The organism is Hymenobacter sp. UYP22 (assembly GCF_040547285.1).
Taxonomy (GTDB): domain Bacteria; phylum Bacteroidota; class Bacteroidia; order Cytophagales; family Hymenobacteraceae; genus Hymenobacter.
Genome location: NZ_JBEPPK010000006.1, coordinates 183,026 through 207,723, shown reverse-complemented (window position 1 = coordinate 207,723; position 24,698 = coordinate 183,026). Strand labels below are relative to the sequence as shown.

Annotated in this window: 20 protein-coding genes; 12 read left to right on the top strand and 8 right to left on the bottom strand. The window is 57.8% G+C overall.

The features are described from left to right. Positions 1-121: 121 nt before the first annotated feature. The 3 genes from pta to fabG all read right to left on the bottom strand — a co-directional run bounded on the left by pta (position 122) and on the right by fabG (position 4,161). Positions 122-2,212: a phosphate acetyltransferase gene (pta, locus tag ABIB60_RS12615; protein WP_354580302.1), complete on the bottom strand. Its 2,091-nt coding sequence runs from the start codon at positions 2,210-2,212 to the stop codon at positions 122-124. Between the two features lie 194 nt (positions 2,213-2,406). Then, complete coding sequence (locus ABIB60_RS12610; protein WP_354580300.1) at positions 2,407-3,084, bottom strand: YiiX family permuted papain-like enzyme; 678 nt, start codon at positions 3,082-3,084, stop codon at positions 2,407-2,409. 327 nt (positions 3,085-3,411) lie between these two features. Next, entirely contained in the window at positions 3,412-4,161 is a 750-nt protein-coding gene (gene fabG / locus ABIB60_RS12605; protein WP_354580299.1) for a 3-oxoacyl-[acyl-carrier-protein] reductase, read from the bottom strand. A 150-nt stretch (positions 4,162-4,311) separates the two neighbouring features. On the opposite strand from fabG, the gene ABIB60_RS12600 reads away from it, so the two are divergent. Beyond that, positions 4,312-5,547, top strand: a complete 1,236-nt coding sequence (locus ABIB60_RS12600; RefSeq protein ID WP_354580298.1) for a geranylgeranyl reductase family protein — start codon at positions 4,312-4,314, stop codon at positions 5,545-5,547. Between the two features lie 203 nt (positions 5,548-5,750). On the opposite strand, the gene ABIB60_RS12595 is transcribed toward ABIB60_RS12600, so the two are convergent. Continuing rightward, positions 5,751-6,488 carry a tetratricopeptide repeat protein gene (locus tag ABIB60_RS12595; protein ID WP_354580296.1) on the bottom strand — a complete coding sequence of 246 codons (738 nt, stop codon included), beginning with the start codon at positions 6,486-6,488 and terminating at the stop codon, positions 5,751-5,753. Positions 6,489-6,724: 236 nt separating this feature from the next. On the opposite strand from ABIB60_RS12595, the gene lpdA reads away from it, so the two are divergent. After that, complete coding sequence (gene lpdA / locus ABIB60_RS12590; RefSeq protein ID WP_354580295.1) at positions 6,725-8,119, top strand: dihydrolipoyl dehydrogenase; 1,395 nt, start codon at positions 6,725-6,727, stop codon at positions 8,117-8,119. 409 nt (positions 8,120-8,528) lie between these two features. Here the strand turns inward: lpdA and ABIB60_RS12585 are convergent, their stop codons facing one another. From ABIB60_RS12585 to argB, 4 genes are all read right to left on the bottom strand, one after another. Next, the gene (locus tag ABIB60_RS12585) at positions 8,529-9,065 is read right to left on the bottom strand and encodes a TetR/AcrR family transcriptional regulator (protein ID WP_354580293.1); all 537 of its coding nucleotides are present in this window, start codon (positions 9,063-9,065) and stop codon (positions 8,529-8,531) included. A gap of 603 nt (positions 9,066-9,668) precedes the next feature. Further along, positions 9,669-10,976: an argininosuccinate lyase gene (gene argH / locus ABIB60_RS12580; RefSeq protein ID WP_354580292.1), complete on the bottom strand. Its 1,308-nt coding sequence runs from the start codon at positions 10,974-10,976 to the stop codon at positions 9,669-9,671. 165 nt (positions 10,977-11,141) lie between these two features. Further along, complete coding sequence (locus ABIB60_RS12575; RefSeq protein ID WP_354580290.1) at positions 11,142-12,215, bottom strand: M20 family metallo-hydrolase; 1,074 nt, start codon at positions 12,213-12,215, stop codon at positions 11,142-11,144. After that, complete coding sequence (gene argB / locus ABIB60_RS12570; RefSeq protein ID WP_354580289.1) at positions 12,203-12,985, bottom strand: acetylglutamate kinase; 783 nt, start codon at positions 12,983-12,985, stop codon at positions 12,203-12,205. The genes ABIB60_RS12575 and argB overlap by 13 nt, the downstream gene beginning before the upstream one ends. A gap of 596 nt (positions 12,986-13,581) precedes the next feature. On the opposite strand from argB, the gene ABIB60_RS12565 reads away from it, so the two are divergent. The 10 genes from ABIB60_RS12565 (at position 13,582) to carB (ending at position 24,227) form a co-directional block, all read left to right on the top strand. Beyond that, positions 13,582-14,151 carry a GNAT family N-acetyltransferase gene (locus ABIB60_RS12565; RefSeq protein WP_315998750.1) on the top strand — a complete coding sequence of 190 codons (570 nt, stop codon included), beginning with the start codon at positions 13,582-13,584 and terminating at the stop codon, positions 14,149-14,151. 73 nt (positions 14,152-14,224) lie between these two features. Beyond that, the gene (gene argG, locus ABIB60_RS12560) at positions 14,225-15,412 is read left to right on the top strand and encodes an argininosuccinate synthase (RefSeq protein WP_354580288.1); all 1,188 of its coding nucleotides are present in this window, start codon (positions 14,225-14,227) and stop codon (positions 15,410-15,412) included. Positions 15,413-15,509: 97 nt separating this feature from the next. Then, on the top strand, positions 15,510-16,490 hold the full coding sequence (argC, locus tag ABIB60_RS12555; RefSeq protein WP_354580410.1) for an N-acetyl-gamma-glutamyl-phosphate reductase: 981 nt from the start codon (positions 15,510-15,512) through the stop codon (positions 16,488-16,490). Between the two features lie 134 nt (positions 16,491-16,624). Further along, entirely contained in the window at positions 16,625-17,764 is a 1,140-nt protein-coding gene (locus ABIB60_RS12550) for an aspartate aminotransferase family protein (protein ID WP_354580286.1), read from the top strand. Between the two features lie 503 nt (positions 17,765-18,267). Beyond that, positions 18,268-19,362, top strand: coding sequence for a glutamine-hydrolyzing carbamoyl-phosphate synthase small subunit (gene carA / locus ABIB60_RS12545; protein ID WP_354580285.1), 1,095 nt, complete (start codon positions 18,268-18,270; stop codon positions 19,360-19,362). A gap of 87 nt (positions 19,363-19,449) precedes the next feature. Further along, positions 19,450-19,728: a hypothetical protein gene (locus ABIB60_RS12540; protein ID WP_354580283.1), complete on the top strand. Its 279-nt coding sequence runs from the start codon at positions 19,450-19,452 to the stop codon at positions 19,726-19,728. Positions 19,729-19,761: 33 nt separating this feature from the next. Continuing rightward, on the top strand, positions 19,762-20,052 hold the full coding sequence (locus ABIB60_RS12535; RefSeq protein ID WP_354580282.1) for a GIY-YIG nuclease family protein: 291 nt from the start codon (positions 19,762-19,764) through the stop codon (positions 20,050-20,052). Between the two features lie 99 nt (positions 20,053-20,151). After that, complete coding sequence (locus ABIB60_RS12530) at positions 20,152-20,520, top strand: hypothetical protein (RefSeq protein ID WP_354580281.1); 369 nt, start codon at positions 20,152-20,154, stop codon at positions 20,518-20,520. Position 20,521: 1 nt separating this feature from the next. Beyond that, positions 20,522-20,902, top strand: coding sequence for a hypothetical protein (locus tag ABIB60_RS12525; RefSeq protein WP_354580279.1), 381 nt, complete (start codon positions 20,522-20,524; stop codon positions 20,900-20,902). A gap of 94 nt (positions 20,903-20,996) precedes the next feature. Further along, on the top strand, positions 20,997-24,227 hold the full coding sequence (gene carB, locus ABIB60_RS12520; protein WP_354580277.1) for a carbamoyl-phosphate synthase (glutamine-hydrolyzing) large subunit: 3,231 nt from the start codon (positions 20,997-20,999) through the stop codon (positions 24,225-24,227). The last annotated feature ends 471 nt before the right edge of the window (positions 24,228-24,698 follow it).

Below are 24,698 nucleotides of genomic sequence, written 5' to 3'. Positions count from 1 at the left end.
AGGCATATGGTCGGCGCAATACGGTTTCCCGTCTGTCTCAAGCCCTGAAACCGTCACTCAAAAAACCAAAAGGTCCCGCTGCTTCGCCTGAAGCAACGGGGCCTTTCTGCGGCTGCCGAAACTAGCCCTGTGCCTGAATGGCCGTCAGCAGTACCGTGTTGTAAATGTCGTCGACGGTGCAGCCGCGGCTCAGGTCGTTGACGGGCTTGTTCAGGCCCTGCAGCATCGGGCCGATGGCCAGGGCCCCGGTTTCGCGCTGCACGGCTTTGTAGGTGTTGTTGCCGGTGTTCAGGTCGGGGAAGATGAGCACGCTGGCCTGGCCGGCTACCGGCGAGCCGGGCAGCTTCTGCTGGCCCACGGCGGGGTCTACGGCGGCATCGTACTGGATGGGGCCTTCCACCAGCAAATTGGGGCGGAGCTGGCGCACAAGCTGGGTGGCCTGGCGCACCTTGTCCACGTCGGCGCCCTCGCCGGAGGTGCCGGAGGAGTAGGACAGCATGGCCACCCGCGGCTCGATGCCGAAGCGCCGGGAGCTGTCGGCCGAGGAAATGGCAATTTCGGCCAACTGCTCGGCGGTTGGGTTGGGGTTCACGGCGCAGTCGCCAAACACCGCCACCCGATCCGGCAGGCACATAAAGAACACCGACGACACCACCGACACGCCCGGCCGCGTCTTGATGAACTGCAGCGCCGGCCGAATGGTGTGCTGCGTGGTGTGCACCGCCCCCGACACCATGCCGTCGGCGAGGCCCTTGTACACTAGCATCGAGCCGAAATACGATACGTCGGTCATCAGGTCGCGGGCCATTTCCAGGGTCACGCCTTTGCTGCGGCGCAGCTCAAACAGCGTTTCGGCGAAGTCCTGAAACAGCGCGGAGCGGGCCGGGTCGAGCAGCTGCACGCGCTGCGGGTCCAGGGGGCGGCCGAGGCGCTTAGCGGCGGCCAGAATCTGGGTTGGGTCGCCGAGGATGGTGAGGCTCACCACGTCCTGCTCCAGCAGGCGGGCCGCCGCGCGCAGCACCCGGTCGTCGTTGCCCTCGGGCAGCACAATGTGCTTGCGTTGGCTGCGCGCCCACTGCAGCAGCTGGTACTGGAACATGTGCGGCGTGAGGCCGCGCGGCGCAAACGTGCTGAGCTGCTCCAACAGGCGCGGCGCATCGAGGTGGCGCTCAAACGTCTGGATAGCCAGCCGTATTTTCTTGGTTTGCTGCGGTCCGATGCGCGCCTGAATGTTGCCGATGCGGGTGGTGGTCTGGAACGTGCCCGACTCCACCAGCAGCATGGGCACGGCCACGGGCAGGCCCTCAATCAGGCGCAGCACCGAGTCCTCGGGCCGGTAGCCGCTGGTGAGCACCAGCCCCGCCACCCGCGGGTAGCTGGCCGACATATTGGCCTGAAGGGCGCTCAGAATAAGGTCGGCCCGGTCGCCGGGCGTGATGATGAGCACGTTTTCCTCCAGGCGCAGCAAAAAGTTAGGCACCTGCATCGAGCCGTTGATGAAGTGGTCGACGGGGTTGGCCAACTGGTCGGCCCCGAATAGCAGCTCCCCGCCCAACTGGTCGTGGATTTCCTGCATGGTGGGGCTGCGCAAAGCCGGGCTTTCCGGAATAAGGGCCAGCTGGGTTTCGGGCGGAAGCTGGTCGCGGAGCAGGGTGCGCACCTCGTCCAGCTGCGCCGGAGCCACGCGGTTGAGCACCAAGGCCAGCACCTGCACCTCACTTTCCAGCGCGTCGCGCCGGATGGAAAGCGCCGCGTTGACGAGCTGCTCCACCGTTTTGCCCAGCCCCGAAATCAGCAGTACCACCGGCACGCTCAGGTTGCGGGCCACCTGCCAGTTGAGGTCCAACTCCAAAGCCAGGCTGCTGCCCACAAAATCGGTGCCTTCCACCACCACAAAATCGTGGGCGGCTTCCAGCTGCTTGAAGCGGTGGATGATGGTATCGAGCAGCTCCCCGGCGCGGCCGCCCTCCACCATGCGCAGGGCTTCCTGGCCGGTGTAAGCGTAGGTTTCGGGGTAGGCGAGGGGCATCTGGAAGTGATGCAATACGGTCTGGATGTGGTAGTCGGGCTGGCCGTCGGCGAGGGGCGTGATGATGGGCTTGAAGTAGCCCACCCGCTGCGCCTGCCCCAGCAGCAGATGCACCAGCCCCAGCGTCACAACGGATTTGCCGCTGTACGGCTCAGCAGTGGCAATGAAAACGGCTTTGCTCATGGAGTAGTCAGAGGTAGTCAGAAGCGCTTACGGATGCGGCGCAAAGTAAGGCGGGATTGTCCCGGTCCGGCGGCTCTTTCAGCCGTCGGGCCGGTTACCGCGTGCACGAAGTGCCGGAACGACTGAGGTAAACAACATCTGCTTGCGACGACCGGTCCGACGGCTGAAAGAGCCGCCGGACCGGTGGGGCCGTATCACCGCTGCAGCACCTTCACCAGCTCCGGACTATCAAACATGGCGACGGGGGAAATGACCGGCTCGTTTAGCGGAAGGCGGTTGCCGTACCGCTCCCGCAGCTTCTGCTGCACGGCGGGGTGGGAGAGGTCGAAGTCGCGCAGCTGTTGGAGCTTTCCGATTTCGCGGCCGGTGGCCTGCTGGTAGGTTTTCCAGAGTAGTTCGGAGCAGTACAGCCGTTCGTTGCTCCAGCCGAAATACAGGTCGTAGGGGCGGCCCTGGTACTGCAGGCCGGTGCGCCGAAGGCGGCGCAGGGTGGCGGGCGTGAGTATCTGGTCGGCGTCGCGCAGGCACTTCACTACAAAGTGGCTGCCCCGGCCGCGACCAATCCACTGTTCCAGCGGGGTGAGGCGCACCGGCTGCACGGCCTCCAGCACCTGCCACTCGCCGCCCTGCCGCAGCAGCATGCCGCAGTGGCTGTACTGGGAGTGGGTAGCTAGCTGAATTGCCTGGCTCTGGGCCGAGCGGGAGGTATGAAAAATCAAATCCCCCTCACGTAGCTGCAGCGAAATGGACAAAATCGTCAGCTCGCCCCGGTGCCGCCGCTGAAACCGACTAAACCGATGCTGCAGGTGCGTGGCGGCCATAGCGGCTACAATCAACAGCAGGGCCAGCGCAATAGATAAGGGACGGCGCATGTGCTTTCAATTATGAGCTGCCGGGGCAAGTGTATCTGCTCTTACCGCCTGTTGGGTTGTTTGCTCCTGATTAAAGAGCTGAATTCTTGCAAGTACGGTTTCCCGCTGCGCATAAGGTCTGTATAGTTACAGCCCAATCCAGAGTAACGTGGATAAAAGAAAAACCAGAATTGCGGTCAGAGACAAAAAGTAGAGAGCCCTCTTCATATTGTACTACTCCAAAAGCATCATGCTGGGCCTGTCGAAGCATCTCTACCGTGCAGCTATTATTCGGTAGAGATGCTTCGACAAGCTCAGCATGACGTTCAATGAAGTATGTTATTAGCCTTAGGTCAGCATGCCGCCATCTACCTGCAGTACCTGGCCGGTGATGTACGACGAATCGTCGGAGGCCAGGAAGGCGGTGGCTTTGGCAATGTCCTCGGGCTTGCCGCCGCGCTTCAGCGGAATGGCCTTGCGCCACTCATCCACCTGCTTAGGGTCGAGGGCGTCGGTCATTTCCGTTTCGATAAAGCCGGGGGCAATGGCGTTGCAGCGGATGTTGCGGGAGCCCAGCTCCAGCGCCACCGATTTGGTGAAGCCGATAATACCCGATTTGGAGGCCGCGTAGTTGGCCTGGCCGGCATTGCCTTTGATGCCGACTACCGAGGTCATGTTGATGATGCTGCCGGCTTTGGCGCGCATCATGGGCTTGGTGGCCGCCTTGGTGAGGTTGAACACCGACTTCAGGTTCACGGCAATAACCTGGTCCCACTGCTGTTCGCTCATGCGCATGAGCAGGCCGTCCTGCGTAATGCCGGCGTTGTTCACCAGAATATCCAGCTTACTGAATTCAGCCACTACGTCGTCCACCAGCTTCTCGGCTTCGGCGTAGATGGAGGCGTCGGAGCGGAAACCTTTCACCTTGGAGCCGTGGGCTGCCAGCTCCAGTTCCAGCTGCTGGCCTTTCTCCACGCTGGAAAGGTAGGTGAAAGCCACCTGAGCGCCCTGTTGGGCGAAATACACCGCAATGGCGCGGCCAATTCCTTTGGAAGCACCCGTAATCAGGGCCACTTTTCCGTCGAGCAGTTGAGTCATGAGGGCGAAGATAGGGGATAGAAGCTGTTAGCTATCTGCTGGTAGCGATTCGCTTTTTCAGTTCACCGAATACTACCCGCTTTGCCGTAGCTTGCGGCCCTATTCTCTTCCATAAGCTAGCAGCCAACAGCCACTAGCTAGTAGCTCAAAATGACCGATATCTGCATTCTGGGGGCGGGGCCAGGCGGGGCCACGGCAGCTCTGCACCTCGCCAACGCCGGCCACCATTGCCTGCTGCTCGACAAGGCCACCTTCCCCCGCGACAAAGTGTGCGGCGACGCGCTCAGTGGTAAAGTCATCAGTGAGCTGCGCCGGATAGGCGAGGAGCTGCCGGCCCGTTTCGCGGCCGAGCCTATGCAGCTGCCCAGCTGGGGCATTGATTTCTACGCCCCCAACGGCCGCCGCCTGGCCGTACCGTTCAAGCCCCGCTACAACCCCGCCCTCGACCAGTCTGCCGGCCACATCAGCAAGCGCATCCACTTCGATAACTTCCTCATCGAAGAAGTGCGCCGCCGCCCCGAAATCGACTTCCGCGAAAACACCGACGTAGCCCGCCACGAGCACCTGCCCGATGGCACCTGGCGCCTACTGGCGGCCGATGGTCAGGAAATTGCCACCTGCCGGCTGCTGTTGGTAGCCAACGGGGCGCAGTCGCACTTTGCCCGCGTGGTGGGCGGCCACGAGCTGGAGCCCGAGCACCATTGCGCCGGCCTGCGCGCTTACTATCGGGGCGTGCAGGGCCTGCACCCGGATAACTTTATCGAGCTGCACTTCATCAAGGACTTTCTGCCCGGCTACCTCTGGGTATTCCCGCTGCCCAACGGCGAGGCTAACGTGGGCGTGGGCATGCTTACCGAGGCCGTATCCAAGAAGAAAGTGAAGCTGCGGGAGCGGCTGGAAGAAATGCTGCACACCCACCCGGCCCTGAAAGACCGATTTGCCACCGCCGAGCGGCTGGGCCCGGTGCGGGGCTTCGGGCTGCCGCTGGGGTCCAAGCGCCGCCCGCTCTCGGGCCCTAGCTACCTGCTGCTCGGCGACGCCGGTTCCCTCATCGACCCGTTCAGCGGGGAAGGCATCAGCCACGGTATGGTATCGGGCCGCCACGCTGCCGACTGGGCCGCCCGGGCCCTGGCCGCGCAGGATTTCTCCCCGGCCTTCCTGAAAGGCTACGATGCGGCCGTGTACAACCGCCTCTGGCAGGAGCTACGCCTGAGCCGGGCCATGCAGCGGCTGTTGAACTACCCCTGGCTGTTTAACTTCATTGCCAATCGCGCCGCCAACAACCCCACCCTGGCCGAAACCATCAGCAACATGTTCCTCGACCTGGACCTGCGCGAGCGGCTCCGCCAGCCCAGCTTTTACATGAAACTGTTGTTGGGCAAGTAGTCGAACGTCATTGCGAGGCGGAGCCGAAGCAATCCTGCCTTTTCGCGGCGTAAAACGCAGAAAAGCAGCAAGCCCCTGACATCCGCGGAGGCGTCAGGGGCTTTTGAGTAGAGGAAGAGTTGGTGCTGCGGAAAAGGAAAGATTGCTTCGCTCCGCTCGCAATGACGGGCATACATTCGGGTGCTTCGTCCTCGCAATGGCCGTTACTTCCCGGCGTAGCGGCGCAGGCTCTTTTCGGCTTCCGGGTTGAGCTGGGTAGCTTTTTCCAAGTCGGCTTTAGCCTCCGCGGGCTTGTTGATGGAGGCGTAGCTAATGCCCCGGTACTCATAGGCGTCAGCATAGTTCGGATCGATGCTGATGGCTTTGGCGAAGTCCGGTACGGCCCCTTTGAAATTGAACAGCTGCATTTTGGCCGCCCCCCGCCCGAAGTAGGCCTCCTTATCAGTAGGATTGTATTTCACCGCTTTGCTGAAATCCACAATGGCGGCGCTGTACTCTTTCATTTTCAGGCGGTTCAGGCCCCGGTTATAGTAGGCCTCAGCACTGGCTGGCTTCAGGCGCAGGGCCGAGTTATAATCGGGCATGGCATCCTTGTAGTCCTTGAGGTGGCTTTTGGCCTTAGCCCGAGCCAGCAGAGCGTCAAAATCCCGGGGCTTTACTTTGAGCTTTTGATCTGCTATCCGGATATCTTCCCGGTAATCAGCGTTGGTTTTGCGGGCGGCTGGCTCTACAGGCAACGGTACGGCTGGGGACGCCGAAGCCGTGGCAGTGGCCAAGGTAGGCCGTGACGCCGAGTCGGCGCGCTGGGCCAGGGCAGTTTCCCGGGCGGCATTGCGGGCTGAGGAAGTGGGGCGTTCCACATCGGCGGTAGTGCCTCGGGCACAAGCCCCCGCCAGGAAAAGGGTAGAACCAGCCAGCAGGGAAAGTAGGGGTAATTTCATGAGTATGAAGAGGAAATCCAGTCGAAAACAGGTAGTTGGCTGGCAGCCAATGGCCCTTGTACGCGCCGGTACCGGCAAAGGCTGAGCTAGGGCACAAAATTTTGTCGTGGTTGGTTGCCCTCTGTTCCGGAGTGCAGCGCGGCGGAGTAGCGCGGCCTGCCTATCTTTGCCCGGCCCTTGCCCCGGCCCAGCCGCTGCGGGTGGTTCTTCTTTCCTCACCTTCAATTGAACACAATATGGCATTGCAATACGACCTGGTCGTTATCGGCAGCGGCCCCGGCGGGTACGTAGCCGCTATCCGGGCTTCGCAGCTGGGCTTGAAAGTAGGCGTGGTGGAGCGCGAGTCGCTCGGCGGAATTTGCCTGAACTGGGGCTGTATTCCTACCAAAGCCCTGCTCAAGAGCGCCCAGGTATTTGAATACCTCAACCACGCCAAAGACTACGGTCTGTCGGCCGAGGGCGTTGGGTACGATTTCGGCGCGGTAATTCAGCGCAGCCGGGGCGTGGCCGATGGCATGAGCAAGGGCATCAACTTCCTGTTCAAAAAGAATAAGATTGATGTGGTTTCCGGCACCGGCAAGGTGCTGGCCGCCGGCAAAGTAGAAGTAACCAAAGCTGACGGCGGCAAGGAAACCGTGGAAGCCAAGAGCATCATTCTGGCTACCGGCGCCCGTTCCCGCGAGCTGCCCGCTCTGCCCATCGACGGCAAGAAAATTATCGGCTACCGCCAGGCCATGGTGCTGCCCGAGCTACCCAAACGGCTGGTAGTAGTGGGTTCCGGCGCCATCGGTGTGGAGTTTGCCTACTTCTACCGCACCATGGGCTCCGAGGTAACGGTGGTGGAATACCTGCCCCGCATCGTGCCCGTGGAGGACGAAGAAATAAGCCGCCAGATGGAGAAATCTTTCAAGAAAATCGGCGTAAACGTGCTGACGTCGGCCGAAGTAACCAAGGTGGATACCAGCGGTGAAGGCTGCAACGTAACCATCAAAACCGCTAAAGGGGAGCAGCAGATTGCCTGCGACGTGGTGCTGTCCGCCGCCGGCGTAGTAACCAACCTCGAAAACATCGGCATCGAGGAGCTGGGTATTAAGGTGGAGAAAGGCCGCGTACTCGTGGACGACTTCTACCAGACCAACGTGCCCGGCGTGTACGCCATTGGCGACATCGTGCCTGGTCCGGCGCTGGCGCACGTAGCTTCCGCTGAGGGTATTATCTGCGTAGAGAAAATTGCCGGCCACCACCCCGAGCCGCTCAACTACCAGAACATTCCCGGTTGCACCTACGCTTCGCCGGAAATTGCCTCGGTAGGCCTCACCGAAGAAGAAGCCAAAAAGCAGGGCTACGATATTCTGGTAGGCAAATTCCCCTTCTCGGCTTCCGGCAAAGCCTCGGCCGGCGGTGTGAAGGACGGCTTCGTGAAGGTTATTTTCGACAAGAAATACGGCGAGTGGCTGGGGGCCCACATGATTGGCTCCAACGTAACCGAAATGATTGCCGAAGTGGTAGTAGCCCGCAAGCTCGAAACCACCGGCCACGAAATCATTAAGGCCGTACACCCGCACCCCACCATGAGCGAGGCTGTAATGGAGGCCGCCGCCGCTGCCTACGGTGAGGTAATTCACCTATAGCTTCACAGTAAACTCTGCATAGCAAAAGCCCCAGCCGATACATCGGTTGGGGCTTTTACTATATTTATGCATCTACTCACGTATCCTCTTTCAGCTATGTTCAAACTCCCTTCCTTTACGGCTCTCTTCCTTTGTGGCATCGTTGGGCTCGTTGCCTACATGGGAGCTACTATTTGGACCCTTGAGCATCTTTATGGTAATACCGGCAAGACGCTAGTTAATATTATGACTTTCGTGCGGCTGCTCGGACTATTCATTACGGTAATAACCCCGCTGCTGATGTTGCTAAAGTTTTTTCGGCGTCTGGACAAACAAGCCTAACGCAGTAATGATATAAAATGCGTACCGCCCCGTTCTGTTACTACAAAACGGGGCGGTGATGCGTTATGCCATATTTCTGGGGGCAGAGCTACACTTGCTGCGCATACTTCTGCTTGATGAAGTCCAGCATACCTTGGCTGTGCGTATCATCAGTTTTGGTAGCTTCCTGTTTCCAGAGGGCTTCTACCAGTAGCAATAGTAGCTCCGTTTCTTTGTCAGGATCAGCGTACCCCAGCTTTTTAAAGGCTTCGCGCAACAGGGCCGGCACAGGTTTCATAAACCGCTCATGCTGCTGCCGGGCCATTTCCGAGTCAGCCAACCGGTACTGCAGCTTCCAAAAGTGCGGTTCGGCCTGCACTAGTTTAAAGGGCAACTCGATTACGCTGTAGATAAACGCCAGCGGATTTGGCTCGGCCAGACCGCCCCGGTTATCCTCAATAATGCGCTTGTAGCCGTTTCGGATTACAAACTCCAGTAGTTGATCTTTGGAGCCGAAGTGTTTGAAAATCAGTGCTTCAGATACTCCGGCGGCTTTGGCAATCAGCTGGGTAGAAGTATTTTCGAAGCCCTTGTCCCCAAAGAGCTGCAATGCTACGTCGGCAATGTGCTGTTTGCGGTTTGTCATATAACGGTTGGTTTAGCGCGGCGAAGGGAGGCAAAAGCAAGAGGCACCATAGTACCAGCGAAGCCGCAAGTTCGGGCTCTATCCGCTAAAAACGCATTTTTTTTCAGAAAAGCAGCATGTTTTCCGCAAGACCCTGGCAAGCAGTCAAACAGAAGCCGGCCGACTCGGGAGTTCCGAATCGGCCGGCTACGTGGTTTCCGAAGACCTGCTGGCGAAAAAGCCGGGGGCAAAATCGCGCGATTTTCGAAAGGGCCGGCTGAGGGTGGGAGTTCAGCCGGATAAATAGAACGTGGGAATTGTTGGTCGGTAACTAGTGGGAGTCGTTACCGTCAGTGGGACAATATTACACAATGATTTTGAAACCAGTAAGTATTGGCTTACTTTTTTATGTGAGTAATCACTCACCAAAACCAAATAATAAATTATTTATTTGATTATCAGTGTTTTGAATACAATGTACATAATTTTGTCATTGTCATGGTAACTGCGTGTAGGCAGGACTAGGAGAGTTGAAGGTGCACTTTGGTAGCGTCTGTGCACAGAGTGCTATAATGCCGGAAACAAGTTGAGTGGCTCTTTCAGTTGGCGCAAACAGCGACGCTATTAGTGGGCACTAATGAGTGGGCTTGCTTGCCGGAACCGCACCACTTTCGCTCTGATTTCCTCTACTCCCACGTTGTGGATGCTGCCCAGATGAGTAGTTTGAAATTCTTTGTGGGGCACGTAACTCCTGTCTTCCACGGCCAGGCCTACCTGCTTGTAAGCTGTGCGGAAAGGGGTGCCCGTCTGGATGAGCTGGTTGATATTTTCTACCGTGAACACGGCATCGTACTTGGGCTGGTTGAGCAAATCCGGCTTGATGCGCAGTTGCGGCAGGGCAAACAGCACGATGTCGAGGATGTCGAGAAACTGCATCATGGGCTCGAACAGAATTTCCTTAAGAATCTGGAAGTCACGGTGGTAGCCGCTGGGTAGGTTACTGGTGGTCAGCATCAGCGTGTTAGGCAGGGCCTGTAACGCATTACACCGCGCCCTGATCAGCTCAAATACGTCGGGGTTTTTCTTGTGGGGCATGATGCTGGAGCCGGTGGTAAACTCCTTGGGTAACTCCACAAAGGCCAAATCCTGGGAGTTATAGAGCACAAGGTCATAGGCCATTTTGGCCAGAGTGGCGGCCATACCGGCTAAAGCGAAAGCCACAGTTTTCTCGGTTTTACCGCGCAGCATTTGTGCCCCTACACTACTTACCGCCAAGTTGCCAAAACCCATTTCCTGGGTAGTCCGCAGCCGGTCGATGGGAAAGGAGCTACCGAAGCCGGCGCCGGAGCCCAAGGGGTTCTGGTCGGCTACGGTATGGGCCGCCTCAAACAGGGCCAAATCCAGCAGCAGGTGCTCGGCGTAGGCTGAAAACCACAAGCCGAAGGAGCTGGGCATGGCGGCTTGGAAGTGGGTGTAGCCAGGCATCAAGTCGGTTTTGTGCGCTTCGGCTTTTTGCAGCAACACCTCTACCAACTCCAGGGTGCGGGCGGCGGTGCGCTGAGTGTAGTCTTTGAGAAAGAGCTGAATGGCCGTGAGTACTTGGTCGTTGCGGGAGCGGGCCGTGTGAATTTTCTTGCCCGCGTCGCCGTAGTACTCAGTCAGGTAGGCTTCGATTTTGGAATGTACGTCCTCAAAATCCTCGTCGATGGTGAAGGTGCCAGCTTCCACTTGCGCCGCCAACTCCGCCAGGCCTTGCTGCAACTGCTGGTTTTCCTCCACGGAAATCAGGCCCGCGCCGGCTAGCATATTGGCTTGGGCCTTGGATGCCTGCACGTCAAACTGCGCCAGGTACATATCCAGCTCCCGGTCCCGGCCCACCGTGAACCGTTCAATTTTCTCATCGACGGCAATGCCTTTATCCCAGATTTTCATGTTCAGTTGTTGCTAGAAAGCTAGTTCCCCTCCTTGGAAAGGAGGGGCTAGGGGTGGATGATGGTGACAGAACGAGTGCTAAAGCTAATTCATAGATTTCCAGAGCTGTTCAACGATTGTTAACCACCCCTAGCCCCTCCTTTCCAAGGAGGGGAACTAGCTTATTTATAGCTCTAGCCCGTCCAATAGCTCGATGTAGCCCCGCACGCCGGCCCGGATTTCGCTGAGCAGGATGTACTCGTCGGGGGTGTGGGAGCGGGCCGAGTCGCCGGGGCCGATTTTCACTGTCGTGAAGGGCATCATGCTTTGGTCGGAGAGGGTAACGGAGCCGAAGGTACGGCGGCCCAGCGCCACCCCACGCTGGACCAGCGGGTGCGTGAGGGCAATACGGGAGGAGTTGAGATGGGTGGAGCGGGGTGCCACATCGGACTGCACGTGTTGGCGTACCAGTTCCACTACTTCCTGGTTGGAGTACAGCTCGTTAGTGCGCACATCCACCACGAACGTGCACTGGTCGGGTACCACGTTGTGCTGGGAGCCGGCCTGAATTTGGGTAACCGTCATTTTCACCGGCCCCAGCAACTCCGAAACTAACGGAAAGCGGAAGTTTTCTATCCACCGGATATCGGCTACGGCTTTGTACAAGGCATTTTCGCCTTCCTCCCGGGCAGCGTGGCCGGTGCGGCCATGGGCTACGCAATCCAGCACCACCAAGCCCTTTTCAGCCACGGCCAAGTCCATCTGCGTCGGCTCGCCTACAATGCCTAAGTCTATTTTCGGCAGCAGTGGGAGTAGCCGCCGGATACCGTTCACGCCGGATACTTCCTCCTCGGCCGTAATAGCGCAGATGAGATTAAAGGGCGGAGCAGTTTTCTGGTTCTCAAAACACAGAAACGTGGCCAGCAGACTCACCGCCGAGGCCCCCGCGTCGTTGCTGCCCAGGCCGGCCAGTCGGTCGCCTTCCACCACAGCTCCAAACGGGTCGTAGATCCAGGTGCTGCCGGGCTTCACGGTGTCATGGTGGGAGTTAAGCAGGATGGTCGGTTTGCTGGGGTTGAAATGCTTCGACACGGCCCACACGTTGTTGGCGTCGCGCTGCACAGCTGCGCCTTGCTGCGTCAGAAACTCCACTAACAAGTCCGCCGTGCGGTCTTCCTCCCGCGAGAAGGACGGCGTGCGGATTAGCTCCCGCAGCAAAGCAATGGCCTCCTCTGCCAACTGTTCGATTAGCTCCGGCATAGAATGGTTTTTACCAGCTCGTTAATGCGCAGCGCGTTTTCAATTACCACCCGCTCCACGCCGGCATCCAGCGCGGTAAAGGCGTTATCCAACTTGGGAATCATGCCGGCGGCAATGATGCCCTCGGCCTTCAGCTGCTGATATTCAGTGGCGGTAATCTGCGGAATTACCGAGCTGTCGTCGTGTACATTGCGCAGCACCCCGTTTTTCTCGAAGCAGAAGTGCAGCTCCACCGCGTAGTGCGGGGCTAAAGCGCGGGCTAGGGTACTAGCAATAGTGTCGGCGTTGGTGTTGAGCAACTGGCCGTGGCCATCATGCGTGATGGCGCAGAACACGGGTGTAAGGCCGCTTTCCAGTAGTTGAGACAGCAGCTGGGTATTGACTGCATCGGCGGGCAAGTCGCCTACGAAGCCGTAGTCGATATCCTTCACCGGTCGTTTTACGGCCCGAATGACGTTGCCATCGGCCCCGGAAAGCCCCAGGGCATTTATGCCGGTGGCCTGCAACAGGCTCACTACCTGTTTATTGGTTTTGCCGGCGTAGAACATTGTCACAATATCCAGGGTAGCTGCATCGGTAATGCGCCGGCCCTGCACCATCTTTGGTTCAATGCCCAAATCTGTAAGCATCTGGCTGGCGCCTTTGCCCCCACCGTGCACCAGCAGCTTGCGGCCCGGCACCTGGGCCAGGGCCGTCAGGAACTGCCGTAGCTGGGTGTCATCATCGATAATACCACCACCAATCTTAAAAATTTTCAGGCCTTCGCGCATACAATCACAGGGGGAGAAAAATGGCCGTAGCAATTCAGCAATGGCCAAATTGAGCACTTGCACTACCGGGGCTTCTACGGGATGCTGCCAACGGCGGAAGTTTTTTTTGCACTTGAGGCCACAAAGTTTCCAAAAAAAAACATCTAGTTTTGCAACGATTTAGCGGTTTAAACGATTTAAACCGTGAAAACACTCCCTCGCCCTTCTGCGGCACCCGTCATGATTCAACTCTCTTCTATTGCACTTCTGCGACGACCTAGACTGGTCGTGCGAATCATGCCAGCTTAACCGCTGGCTGCAATAGTACGTCCGGGTTCTGCCTCTACCGCGAACCGACGCCGGGTCCTCCTACCGGAGCCCACCCCAAGAGAATCTTCACGAATCAACAGACCCTAGTCCGAGTGTAATTTCCAGTGCGACTTCTTCCGGCCCCTGCCGGAACGCCCCACTTCCCAGCCCAACGGGCCCACCTGCCTTCCGGGTTTTGCTGCTTCCGGCCCCACCGCCGCAGCGCACTGCAGCCCCGTCTGCTCCCTTTCTTTTCGTCTTTCCGAGTCTGTAGCCGTATAACAACGGCCACTAACCGAGTCCTGACCATGATTTTACGAGTCGCCAATGCTGCCGATGCGCAGTATGTGGAAACCCTCTGTCAATGGTATGCCGAATCCGCCAAAACGCGCGGGGTGGGCATTGCCAAGCGTGATCCTAACTATCTGGTAAAGAAGATGGAAAAGGGTGACTCTATCATTGCCTTCATCGACGACCAGCTGGCCGGTTTCTGCTACATCGAAACTTTCGAGGATGCCAAGTTTGTGGTGAACTCGGGCTTGATTGTGAATACCGAGCTGCGCAAGGAAGGCCTGGGCCGTGCCATCAAGCACCGGGTGTTTGAGTTGTCACGCACCAAGTACCCGGCCGCCAAAATCTTCGGTATCACCACCTCCGCGGCCGTGATGAAGATCAACAACGAGCTGGGCTACCGCCCCGTGACGTTTCCGGAGCTAACGCAGTCGGACGACTTCTGGAAGGGCTGTTCCAGCTGCAAGAACTACGGCATCCTGATGGAAAATCAGCGCAAAATGTGCCTCTGCACCGGTATGGTGTACGACAACCTGAACGACAAATTCAGCCAGCAAACCATCGAAATACTGAGTCAGGAGCAGTAATATGATGGGTTGCGCTCCGGCGCGCTCTATCTGACTTGCTTCACTTCTCGCTTTCTTCACCTTTCATTTTCTCATGTCTCAGAAAAAGGTAGTTCTCGCCTACAGCGGCGGTTTGGATACGTCCTATTGCGTTGTGTATCTGACGAAAGAGCTGGGCCTGGAAGTCCATACGGTTATCGTTAACTCGGGCGGTTTCTCACAGCAGGAGTTGGCCGAAATCGAAAAGCGCGCCTATGAAATGGGCTCCAAGCGCCATGAGGTAATCGACGTGACTGAGCGGTTTTACCAGGACTGTCTGCGCTACCTGCTGGCGGGAAATATTCTGAAAAACGATACTTACCCGCTGAGCGTGAGTGCGGAGCGCATGTTCCAAAGCCTGGCCCTGGCCGAATATGCCCGCGAAAACAAGGCCGACTACATTGCCCACGGCAGCACCGGTGCCGGCAACGACCAAGTGCGCTTCGACGTGGCTTTCTCGGTGATTTCGCCCAACACGGAAATCATTACGCCCATCCGTGACCTGGGCCTCTCGCGCCAGCAGGAAATTGAGTATCTGCAGGCCAACGGGGTGGAAATGAGCTGGGAAAAGGCCAAATACTCCATCAACAAAGGCATCTGGGGAACCAGCGTGGGCGGCGTTGAAACCCTGACCTCACGTCAGGGTTTGCCGGAATCGGCCTGGCCCACGCAGCTCAGCAAAACCGAGCCCCAGGAAATTAGCATCACCTTTGAGGAAGGCGAGCCGGTAGCCCTGAACGGCGAAACCATGAACCCGGTGGATCTGATTGTGGCCCTGAACGAGCTGGCCGGCCAGTATGCCATCGGCCGCGACACTCACGTGGGCGATACGATTCTGGGCATCAAGGGACGGGTAGGTTTCGAAGCACCCGCGCCGCTGATCCTCATCAAAGGCCACCACTTGCTGGAAAAGCACGTGCTGAGCCGCTGGCAGCTGCTACACAAAGACTACATCGCCAACTGGTACGGCACGCTACTGCACGAGGCCCAGTACCTCGACCCGGTGATGCGCGACATGGAGGCTTTCCTGGAGTCGTCGCAGGCACGGGTATCGGGCACGGTGTACGTGAGTTTGAAGCCCTACCAGTTTGAGTTGCTGGGCATTGAGTCGGACTTTGATATGATGCAGTCGAAGGTGGCCACCTATGGGGAGGAAAACAACGCCTGGGACTCGCGCGACGCGAAAGGCTTCATCAAAATCTTCAGCAACCAGCTGCGGATTCACTCTTCTTTCAATGAATAACCAGGAGCCGTTTAACGAGGGTGGTCCGCAAGGGTCGTTCAACGAGAGTGGTTCTACGACTTTAAGTCGTAGGACCACTTCGGACACGCCCGCTGGGCTGAAAATTAAGGCGGGTATCGTCGGGGGGGGCGGCTACACGGCGGGGGAACTGCTGCGGATTCTGCTGCACCACGAGTTCGTGGAACTGGGCGGCATCGTAAGTTCCTCCAACGCCGGCAACCCCATCTACCAGGTCCACGACGACTTGGTAGGTGAAACCGACCTGGTGTTTGTCTCGGAGCTGGCCGGTGATGAAGACGTAGTTTTCCTGTGCCTGGGCCACGGCAATTCCAAGGCCTGGCTGACGAAGCACGAACTGCCCGAAACCACCCACGTCATCGACCTCAGCAACGACTTCCGCCTGGAAGCCGATGCCGAGTTTGAAGGTCGGGAGTTTGTGTACGGGCTGCCGGAGCTGAACCGGAGCCGCATCCAGCAGGCCCAGAGCATTGCTAACCCTGGCTGCTTCGCCACGGCCATTCAACTGGCGCTGCTGCCGCTGGCCCAAGCCGGCAAGCTCATGGACGACGTGCACGTGTCGGCCATTACGGGCAGCACGGGCGCGGGGCAGAGCCTGTCGGAAACGGTGCATTTCTCCTGGCGCACCAATAACGTGTCTATCTACAAGCCGTTCACGCACCAGCACCTGGGCGAAATAGGGGAGAGCCTGACGCAACTACAGCCGCAGCTGAAAAGCGCCATGCACTTCATCCCGTACCGTGGTAACTTCAGCCGGGGCATCTTCGCCAGCGTCTACACGCCATCGGACCTGACCCAGGACGAAGCCCGCGCGCTGTACCAGCAGTTCTACCAGGATGCGCCGTTCACCACGGTGTCGGATAAGGAAGTGCACCTGAAACAGGTAGTCAACACCAACAAGTGCCTGCTGCACGTGCAGAAACTCGGCAAGCAGCTGCTCATTACCTCCGTTATCGACAATTTGGTGAAAGGCGCTTCCGGCCAAGCCGTGCAGAACATGAACCTCATCTTCGGCCTGCCCGAAACGACGGGGCTGGGGTTGAAGGCCGGGCTGTTTTAACTGATGCCAATGGTGCGGGTGCCCCAGGGCTGAAGCCCTGGGCTACGTAGCGTCCGGCCGCTTTTCCTACTTCGTTTTTTCGCTGACTAGCCCAGGGTTTCAACCCTGGGAACACTGGAATTACCGCAACAACTATGGAGCTTTTCAACGTGTATCCGCTCGTCAACATCACGCCTGTGAAGGCGCTGGGGGCGAAACTTTGGGACGACAAGGGCCAGGAATATCTGGATTTTTACGGTGGGCACGCCGTTATCAGCATCGGCCACAGCCACCCGCACTACGTGCAGCGCCTTACTGAACAGCTTGGCAACATTGGCTTCTACTCCAACTCGGTGCAGATTCCGATTCAGCGGGAGCTGGCCGAAAAGCTGGGGCGGGTGTCGGGCTACGAGGATTACACGCTGTTTCTGTGCAACTCCGGGGCTGAGGCCAACGAGAATGCGCTGAAGCTGGCTTCCTTCCACACCGGCAAAAAGCGCGTGGTAGCTTTCAAAGGTGCTTTCCACGGCCGCACCAGTGGCGCGGTAGCCGCCACCGATAACCCCAAAATTGTAGCGCCCTTCAACGCCGACCACGCCATTTCCTTCGTGGAGTATGACTTGGCCGCAGTAGAGCAAGTGCTGCAGGGCGGCGACGTGTGCGCGGCCATCATCGAGCCCATCCAGGGTGTGGGTGGTATCATCATGCCTTCCGATGAGTTCCTGCAGGCTCTGGCCGCGTTGTGTAAGCAGTACGGTACGCTGCTGATTGCTGACGAGGTGCAAAGCGGCTACGGTCGCAGCGGCAAGTTCTTCGCCCACCAGCACGCCGGCATCCGGCCCGATGTTATTTCGGTGGCTAAAGGCATGGGCAACGGCTTTCCCATCGGTGGCATCCTGATTGCGCCCGAGTTGAAAGCTTCCTACGGCCTGCTGGGCACAACTTTCGGGGGTAACCACTTGGCCTGCGCCGCCGCGCTGGCCGTGCTGGAAGTCATCGAAAACGAGAACCTGCTGGCTCACGCTACCGAAATGGGCGACTACCTGCGCACGGAGCTGGAAGCCCACGCTGGGGCCGAGGAAATCCGGGGCCGGGGCCTGATGGTAGGCATCAAGTACGACTTCCCCATCAAGGACCTGCGCGACCAGCTGCTCTCAGAGCACCATATCTTTGTGGGCAACGCTTCCGACCCCACGGTGCTGCGCCTGCTGCCCCCGCTCAACATCACCAAGGCCGAAGTTGACCGGTTTTTGCAGGCGCTGTACGCATTAATTCCGGCCGAAGTGAAAAAGTAAACGACCTGTGGCCTAACTTGCAGCCCCAATGAGTAGCACCCTGAAGCTCCCGAGCCACGCTCCCCTTCTGATAAGCTGCCCGCTGCCATTGGTGACTCCTGCGCAGCAACCGGCCGGTTCTTTCCCCGAAAGAACAGCCTCCCCCTTTTCCTTCCAGCAGTTGTGCCCGCCCGACTTCCCGATGCCCGACATCTGGAAGTGGCAGGGCGCGGAACCGATTGATTTACCATCCCTCGTTTCCGTTTGGCTCAAGTCCTCATTCGGCTGGAATAGACCTCAACTAGTTGGTTCTGTTCCAGCCGAAATTGTATCCGGGCGGTTACAGCCCCACCCCCGGCCCTCTCTCCTTGATGCGGAGAATCCTCTGGGAGAGGGGTGCGTTCTGACAAACAACGACCTCGTTACTATCGTCTGGCTCCCCCTCTCCCCACGGAGAGGGGGCCGGGGGTGAGGCGCACCGCAGAAAATCAATAACAGAGTAAACCCTTTTTTCGCATAGCAGAGTGGAAAACGCTAAATCGGTAAAACTCGTCCTCGAAGACGGTACTGAAATTCAGGGCCAGTCCTTCGGCGCCTTCACCTCCGCCGCGGGCGAGGTGGTATTCAGCACGGCTATGACCGGCTACCCCGAAAACCTCACCGACCCGTCCTTCGCCGGCCAAATTCTGGTGCTGACCTACCCTATGGTGGGCAACTACGGCGTACCCGGCGAGGAACTGTACGAGTCGATTTCGAAGATTTTCGAATCGGATAAGATTCACATTGCCGGTCTAGTGGTGAACTACTACTCCGAGGAGCACAGCCACTGGAATGCCGCCAAGAGCCTGGGCGACTGGCTGGCGGAGTACAACATCCCCGGCATCTTCGGGGTGGATACCCGCATGCTCACCAAAAAGCTGCGCGAAAAGGGCGCCATGCTCGGCAAAATCGTGGCCGAGGAGGACGTGCCCCTGCACGACCCCAACCTGGAAAACCTGGTGGCCCAGGTGAGCCCCCAGGGCGTGCAGCACTACGGCACGGGCCAGCACAAAATCGTGCTGGTGGACTGCGGCACCAAAACCAACATCATCCGCTGCTTCTTGGAGCGCGACGTGGAGTTGATCCGCGTGCCCTGGGACTACGACTTCACCCAGCTCGACTACGACGGCCTGTTCTTGAGCAACGGTCCCGGCGACCCCAAGATGTGCACCGCCACCATTGGCCATTTGCAAACCGCGCTGGGTCAGGACAAGCCCATCTTCGGCATCTGCCTGGGCTCCCAGCTGATGGGCCTGGCCGCGGGCGGCGACACGTTTAAGCTGAAATACGGCCACCGCAGCCACAACCAGCCCGTGAAGCTCACCGGCACCCAGCGCAGCTACATCACCAGCCAAAACCACGGCTTCGCGGTAGATACCGATACACTGCCGGCCGACTGGACGATGCTGTTCGAAAACCTCAACGACGGTACCTGCGAAGGTATCAAGCACAAGACCAAGCCGTTCTTCTCCACCCAGTTTCACCCCGAAGCCGCCGGTGGCCCCCAGGATACGGAGTTCCTATTTGACCAGTTCCTAGACGAGGTAGAGAAGTACAAGAGTAATGCTGGGAAAAAATAGAACGTCATGCTGAGCGGAGCGCAGCGAAGTCGAAGCATCTCTACTGCTTCGTTGAAAAAGTAATGAATTCTAAACCAAGCTTTTCAAATGCGCCATATTGATTTACCTGAACGCTGGAAGAATAAGGTTCAGGCTTATTTGACTGCGAAAGGCGAAACCAAATACAAGACATTAAGTGCCTCCGATTTCTCGGCATATAGCACTGTCAAAATCACATTTGAGGACGAATCAAAAGTTGAGTTCAAGTATGCTTTCGTTATTAAAGCTCCTGAATTTGATGAAGTAGGCGTATTCACAGAGCATTGCGGCTATCATCTTTTCCCACTTTATGAAGGATTGGAATTGGTTGTGGAAGAAGAGGATTAAGAAGGCTTCGTTTGATTTTCTAAAATCACCAGCATGTACGTCTATATCCTGACAAACCCCACCCAAACCGTCCTCTATATCGGCGTGACGAACGACCTCCCGCGCCGCCTGTACGAGCACAGCAGCGGGCGGGGCGATGCCGGGAAGTTCACCGGTCGGTATCAGGCGGACTTGCTGGTGTACTTTGAAATCTGCCCTGATGCTACGCAGTCCATAGCGCGGGAAAAGCAGCTGAAAGGCTGGACCCGAGCGAAGAAAGACGTGCTGATTGCCGCGTTCAATCCAACTTGGCAAGCCATTGATTTAGAAACATGGGCCGGCTGACCCCAACGAAGTGGTAGAGATGCTTCGGCAAGCTCAGCATGACGTACTGCCCCACATAACCCCATCATCTAACTTCGCCCCCTCAAACGCACTGTTCACATGCCAGAAAAACGTAGCGGCATTCCAACTTGGGGTTACTTGCTTGCAGGGCTGCTGGTCTTTGCCTTGTATTATGGCAGCAAGCGGTTGTCGGGTGAGGAGGTGATGCGGTTTGCGCTTGGGAAGAAGTCGGAGATAATGCTCTCGGCCATGGGACGCAGTAAGGTGTCGCCCCGGATTATGCGCCGTACCGGCAAAATCGTTTCCCGCAAGTTTGATGTGGGCGACCCAGGCCCTAAGGAAGACTCCATCACGTTTCGCCTCGTCCTGAAGGGAGAAAAAGCAACGGCTACCATCCGGACCAGGATGATGAAGCAACCTTCGGGCGAGTGGCAGATGGTGAAGAGTGATACCGCCTTTTCTGAATAGCATGGTGAGCACTGGGTCAGAAAAACGTAGAGGCTTCCCAACCTGGGCCTACCTGCTGGTTGGGGCGCTGGCTTGTGCGGCCTTCTATTTCGTGAAGAACATGGGGCAGCAAACGATTTTGAAAGCTATGCTGGGAGAGCCGGCTACGCTGCTGAACAAATCCATGCAGTCGGCCCGGGTGTCTTCCCGAATAACGGACCGCACGGGCCCGATAACCGCCAAAAACTTCAAAGTGGAGAACCTGAGCGCCACGAAAGACACCTTGCTTTTTCGCTTCCTGCTGGACGGGGAGCGGGCGGATGCTACCGTGCGGCTCTGGATGTCGAACCGGCCTTCCGGCAACTGGAAAATCGTGAAAAGCGACACCACCTTCTCCCAATAAGCCCCACCCCGAACTCCACCACCGGCCCTAATTGGCCTTGCACGACTGCCTTCGAACATAACCGCCTCCGCGGCCTGTTACCCTAACCCCTAGAATGGAAAAACCACAGAAAGTTCTCATCCTCGGTTCCGGCGCGCTAAAAATTGGCGAAGCCGGTGAGTTCGATTACTCCGGCTCCCAGGCCCTCAAGGCGCTGAAAGAGGAAGGCATCCGCACCATCCTCATCAACCCCAACATTGCCACCGTGCAAACGTCGGACAACATTGCTGACGACGTGTACTTCCTGCCCGTGACGCCCTTCTTCGTGGAGGAAGTCATCAAGAAGGAACAGCCCGATGGAATTCTGGTGGCCTTTGGTGGCCAGACGGCCCTGAACTGCGCCGTGGCTCTGTACCGCGCCGGCGTGTTCGAGAAGTATAACGTGCAGGTGCTGGGCACGCCTGTGCAGAGCATCATCGACACCGAGGACCGGGACATTTTCAAGGAGAAGCTCGACCAGATTGGCGTACTCTCGGCCCGCAGTGTGGCCGTAACTACTATGGAAGATGCGCTGGCGGCGGCCGAGAAAATCGGTTTTCCCATCATCGTGCGGGCGGCGTTTGCGCTGGGCGGCCTCGGTAGCGGCTTCGCCAACAACATGGACGAGCTGCGGACCCTAGCCCAGAAATCCTTTACTACGTCCGACCAGATTCTGGTGGAAGAGTCGTTGAAGGGTTGGAAGGAAGTGGAGTACGAAGTGGTACGGGATGCCTATGATAACTGCATCACGGTCTGCAACATGGAGAACTTCGACCCCATCGGTATTCACACCGGGGAGAGTATCGTGGTAGCCCCTTCGCAGACCTTGAGCAACCGGGAGTACCACAAGCTGCGCAGCATCGGCATCAAAACCATCCGCCACCTCGGCATCGTGGGCGAGTGCAACATTCAGTACGCCCTCGACCCCGTATCGGAGGATTACCGCGTAATTGAGGTGAATGCCCGTTTGTCGCGCTCCTCGGCGCTGGCTTCCAAGGCCACGGGCTACCCGCTGGCGTTTGTGGCCGCCAAGCTGAGCCTGGGCTACTCCCTGGCTGAGCTGAAAAATAGCGTGACCCAGACCACTTCGGCCTTCTTTGAGCCGGCCCTGGACTACGTGGTGGTGAAGCTGCCGCGCTGGGACTTGGGCAAGTTTGAGGGCGTGAACCGGCAGATTGGCTCCGCTATGAAAAGCGTGGGCGAGGTTATGGCCATCGGTAAATCCTTCGAGGAAGCCATCCAGAAAGGTTTGCGCATGCTGGACACCGGCAAGCGTGGTTTCGTGGCCAACAAGCCCGAGCAGGTAGACAATGCGACTATCGATAAGCTGCTGAGCGAGCCAAATGAGGAGCGCATCTTCGCCATCAACCTGGCGTTTGAGGCCGGCTATACGCTCAACCAAGTGCACGATCTGACCAAGATTGACCACTGGTTCCTGCAGCGCCTGTATACCATTTTTGAGCTGAGCAACCAGCTGGCCGCCAAGCGTGGCAGTGGGCTGAATGCCCTGGAAACTGACCTGCTGCGCGAGGCCAAAAAATCAGGATTCTCGGACCAGCAAATTGCGGTGAAGATGCTGGGCGAGGGCGACGTGAAAGCCGACGAGCTGTTGGTGCGGGCCCGCCGCAAGGCCCTGGGTGTGTTGCCCGTCATCAAGCAGATTGACACTTTGGCGGCCGAATTTCCGGCCAAAACCAACTACCTCTACAGTACCTACCACGGTACCGAAAACGACCTGCAGCCGGAAACCGACAAGTCCATTGCCGTGCTGGGCTCGGGCGTGTACCGCATTGGTAGCTCCGTGGAGTTTGACTGGTGCGGCGTAAACGCCGTGCAGACGGCCGCCGAAGAGGGGTACAAAACCATCATCATCAACTACAACCCCGAAACCGTATCCACCGACTACGACGTGTCGGACCGGTTGTACTTCGAGGAGCTGAGCTTTGAGCGGGTGATGGACATCCTGGAATTCGAGCAGCCGGAGGGCGTAATTCTGAGCACCGGCGGCCAGATTCCCAACAACCTGGCTACCCGTTTGGCCGACGCCAAAGCCCCCATTCTGGGCACCGCCCCAGCCCGCATTGATGAGGCCGAGAACCGCCACAAGTTCAGCAGCATCATGGACGAGCTGGGCATTGCCCAGCCCCGCTGGAAGGAGTTGACTTCTCTGGAAGCCATGTTTGAGTTTGTGGGCGAAGTTGGCTACCCCGTGCTGATCCGGCCGAGCTACGTGCTGTCGGGCGCGGCGATGAACGTGGTTTCCAACGCGTTTGAGATGGAAGCTTTCCTGCGCGCCGCTTCGGAGGTAAGCGCTGAGTACCCAGTGGTAGTTTCGGAGTTTGTGCAGGATGCCAAGGAAATTGAGCTGGACGCAGTAGCCGATAAGGGCGAAATTGTGAGCTACGCCATTTCCGAGCACGTGGAGTTTGCCGGCGTGCACTCCGGCGACGCCACCATGTACTACCCGCCCCAGAAGGTGTACGTGCGCACCATCCGCCGGCTGAAAACCATTGCCGAGAAGATTGCCAAGCGGTACGAAATCAGCGGGCCGTTTAATATCCAGTTCCTGGAGAAGAGCGGGGAAATTCGGGTAATTGAGTGCAACATCCGCGCCTCGCGCAGCTACCCCTTCGTGTCGAAAGTATCGGGCAATAACCTGATCAAGAAGGCCACGCAGGTACTACTGGGTAAGAAAGTGGCGCGCGACGAGAGTGAGCGGGTATACGACCTGCCCTTCGTGGGCGTAAAGGCCCCGCAGTTCTCCTTCACCCGCCTGCCCGGCGCCGACCCGGTGCTGCGCGTAGACATGGTGAGCACCGGCGAGGTGGGCTGCCTGGGCGACACCGCCGAGGAAGCCCTGCTGAAGTCGATGCTGAGCGTGGGCTACAAGATTCCGCAGAAATCGGTGCTGATTTCTGGCGGGCCTATCAAGTCGAAGGTGGCCCTGCTGGCGGCCACCGAGATGCTCGTGAAGAAGGGGTACACCATCTACGCCACTCAGGGTACGCACCGGTTCTTCGCCGAAAACAACATCCCCAGCTCCCTGCTCTTCTGGCCCGATGACCACGTGGAGCCCAACGTGCTGACTTACCTCAAGGAGAAAAAGATAGACCTGGTCATCAATATCCCCAAGAACCTCTCGAAGGGCGAGCTGGACAACGACTACAAAATCCGCCGCACCGCCATCGACTTCGGTATCCCGCTGCTCACCAACGCCCGCTTAGCAAAAGCCTTTATCCAAGCCTTTTGCAAGCTGGAAATGAAGGACCTGAAGATCAAGAGCTGGAACGAGTATAAGGCGATGTAATCGTTAGAATGAGGAACCCAGACCGTCACGTTGGGACAGACTCAGCGTGACGGTCTTTTTACTTTCTTATGCATATGGAGTGGATAGTTAAAATGACCAAAGCCGCGCAAGGCCATAGCTATGTGCTTAAGACCTCAGAGCTACAGCAGATCCTAGCTGATGCAGGTATACATTGTGCCATTCAACTTACTTACCATTCGTCTCATCAACCTCAGAGTGTGACTCTATTGGACTGTCGTTATTGGTTATCCAATGCCAGAGTTCCTTACGAGCGTTTTTACATCTCTACTACTAGCGTTGCTTTTGAGAAGAGAAAGTTGGCAAGCGAACTGTTGGAAATCCAGGTGTTTCCTGCACTAGTTAAATGGATGCAGGAGATAGTAAAGCAACCTGAAAATTCAACATTCATTCGCCATGATATGGCATTCAGAGCTTCGTTAGTTCACGACCAGTTGTCAATCACACTTCTAT

What these genes read in the sequence shown, in the direction of transcription:
- ABIB60_RS12530 (WP_354580281.1), top strand. Translation starts at nt 20,152, where the DNA reads ATGCCAGAAAAACGTAGCGGCATTCCAACTTGGGGTTACTTGCTTGCA.
- ABIB60_RS12540 (WP_354580283.1), top strand. Translation starts at nt 19,450, where the DNA reads ATGCGCCATATTGATTTACCTGAACGCTGGAAGAATAAGGTTCAGGCT.
- ABIB60_RS12550 (WP_354580286.1), top strand. Translation starts at nt 16,625, where the DNA reads ATGGAGCTTTTCAACGTGTATCCGCTCGTCAACATCACGCCTGTGAAG.
- ABIB60_RS12525 (WP_354580279.1), top strand. Translation starts at nt 20,522, where the DNA reads ATGGTGAGCACTGGGTCAGAAAAACGTAGAGGCTTCCCAACCTGGGCC.
- ABIB60_RS12565 (WP_315998750.1), top strand. Translation starts at nt 13,582, where the DNA reads ATGATTTTACGAGTCGCCAATGCTGCCGATGCGCAGTATGTGGAAACC.
- argB (WP_354580289.1), bottom strand. Translation starts at nt 12,985, where the DNA reads ATGCGCGAAGGCCTGAAAATTTTTAAGATTGGTGGTGGTATTATCGAT.
- ABIB60_RS12610 (WP_354580300.1), bottom strand. Translation starts at nt 3,084, where the DNA reads ATGCGCCGTCCCTTATCTATTGCGCTGGCCCTGCTGTTGATTGTAGCC.
- ABIB60_RS12535 (WP_354580282.1), top strand. Translation starts at nt 19,762, where the DNA reads ATGTACGTCTATATCCTGACAAACCCCACCCAAACCGTCCTCTATATC.
- ABIB60_RS12595 (WP_354580296.1), bottom strand. Translation starts at nt 6,488, where the DNA reads ATGAAATTACCCCTACTTTCCCTGCTGGCTGGTTCTACCCTTTTCCTG.
- argG (WP_354580288.1), top strand. Translation starts at nt 14,225, where the DNA reads ATGTCTCAGAAAAAGGTAGTTCTCGCCTACAGCGGCGGTTTGGATACG.
- ABIB60_RS12600 (WP_354580298.1), top strand. Translation starts at nt 4,312, where the DNA reads ATGACCGATATCTGCATTCTGGGGGCGGGGCCAGGCGGGGCCACGGCA.
- carB (WP_354580277.1), top strand. Translation starts at nt 20,997, where the DNA reads ATGGAAAAACCACAGAAAGTTCTCATCCTCGGTTCCGGCGCGCTAAAA.
- argH (WP_354580292.1), bottom strand. Translation starts at nt 10,976, where the DNA reads ATGAAAATCTGGGATAAAGGCATTGCCGTCGATGAGAAAATTGAACGG.
- pta (WP_354580302.1), bottom strand. Translation starts at nt 2,212, where the DNA reads ATGAGCAAAGCCGTTTTCATTGCCACTGCTGAGCCGTACAGCGGCAAA.
- ABIB60_RS12585 (WP_354580293.1), bottom strand. Translation starts at nt 9,065, where the DNA reads ATGACAAACCGCAAACAGCACATTGCCGACGTAGCATTGCAGCTCTTT.
- fabG (WP_354580299.1), bottom strand. Translation starts at nt 4,161, where the DNA reads ATGACTCAACTGCTCGACGGAAAAGTGGCCCTGATTACGGGTGCTTCC.
- ABIB60_RS12575 (WP_354580290.1), bottom strand. Translation starts at nt 12,215, where the DNA reads ATGCCGGAGCTAATCGAACAGTTGGCAGAGGAGGCCATTGCTTTGCTG.
- lpdA (WP_354580295.1), top strand. Translation starts at nt 6,725, where the DNA reads ATGGCATTGCAATACGACCTGGTCGTTATCGGCAGCGGCCCCGGCGGG.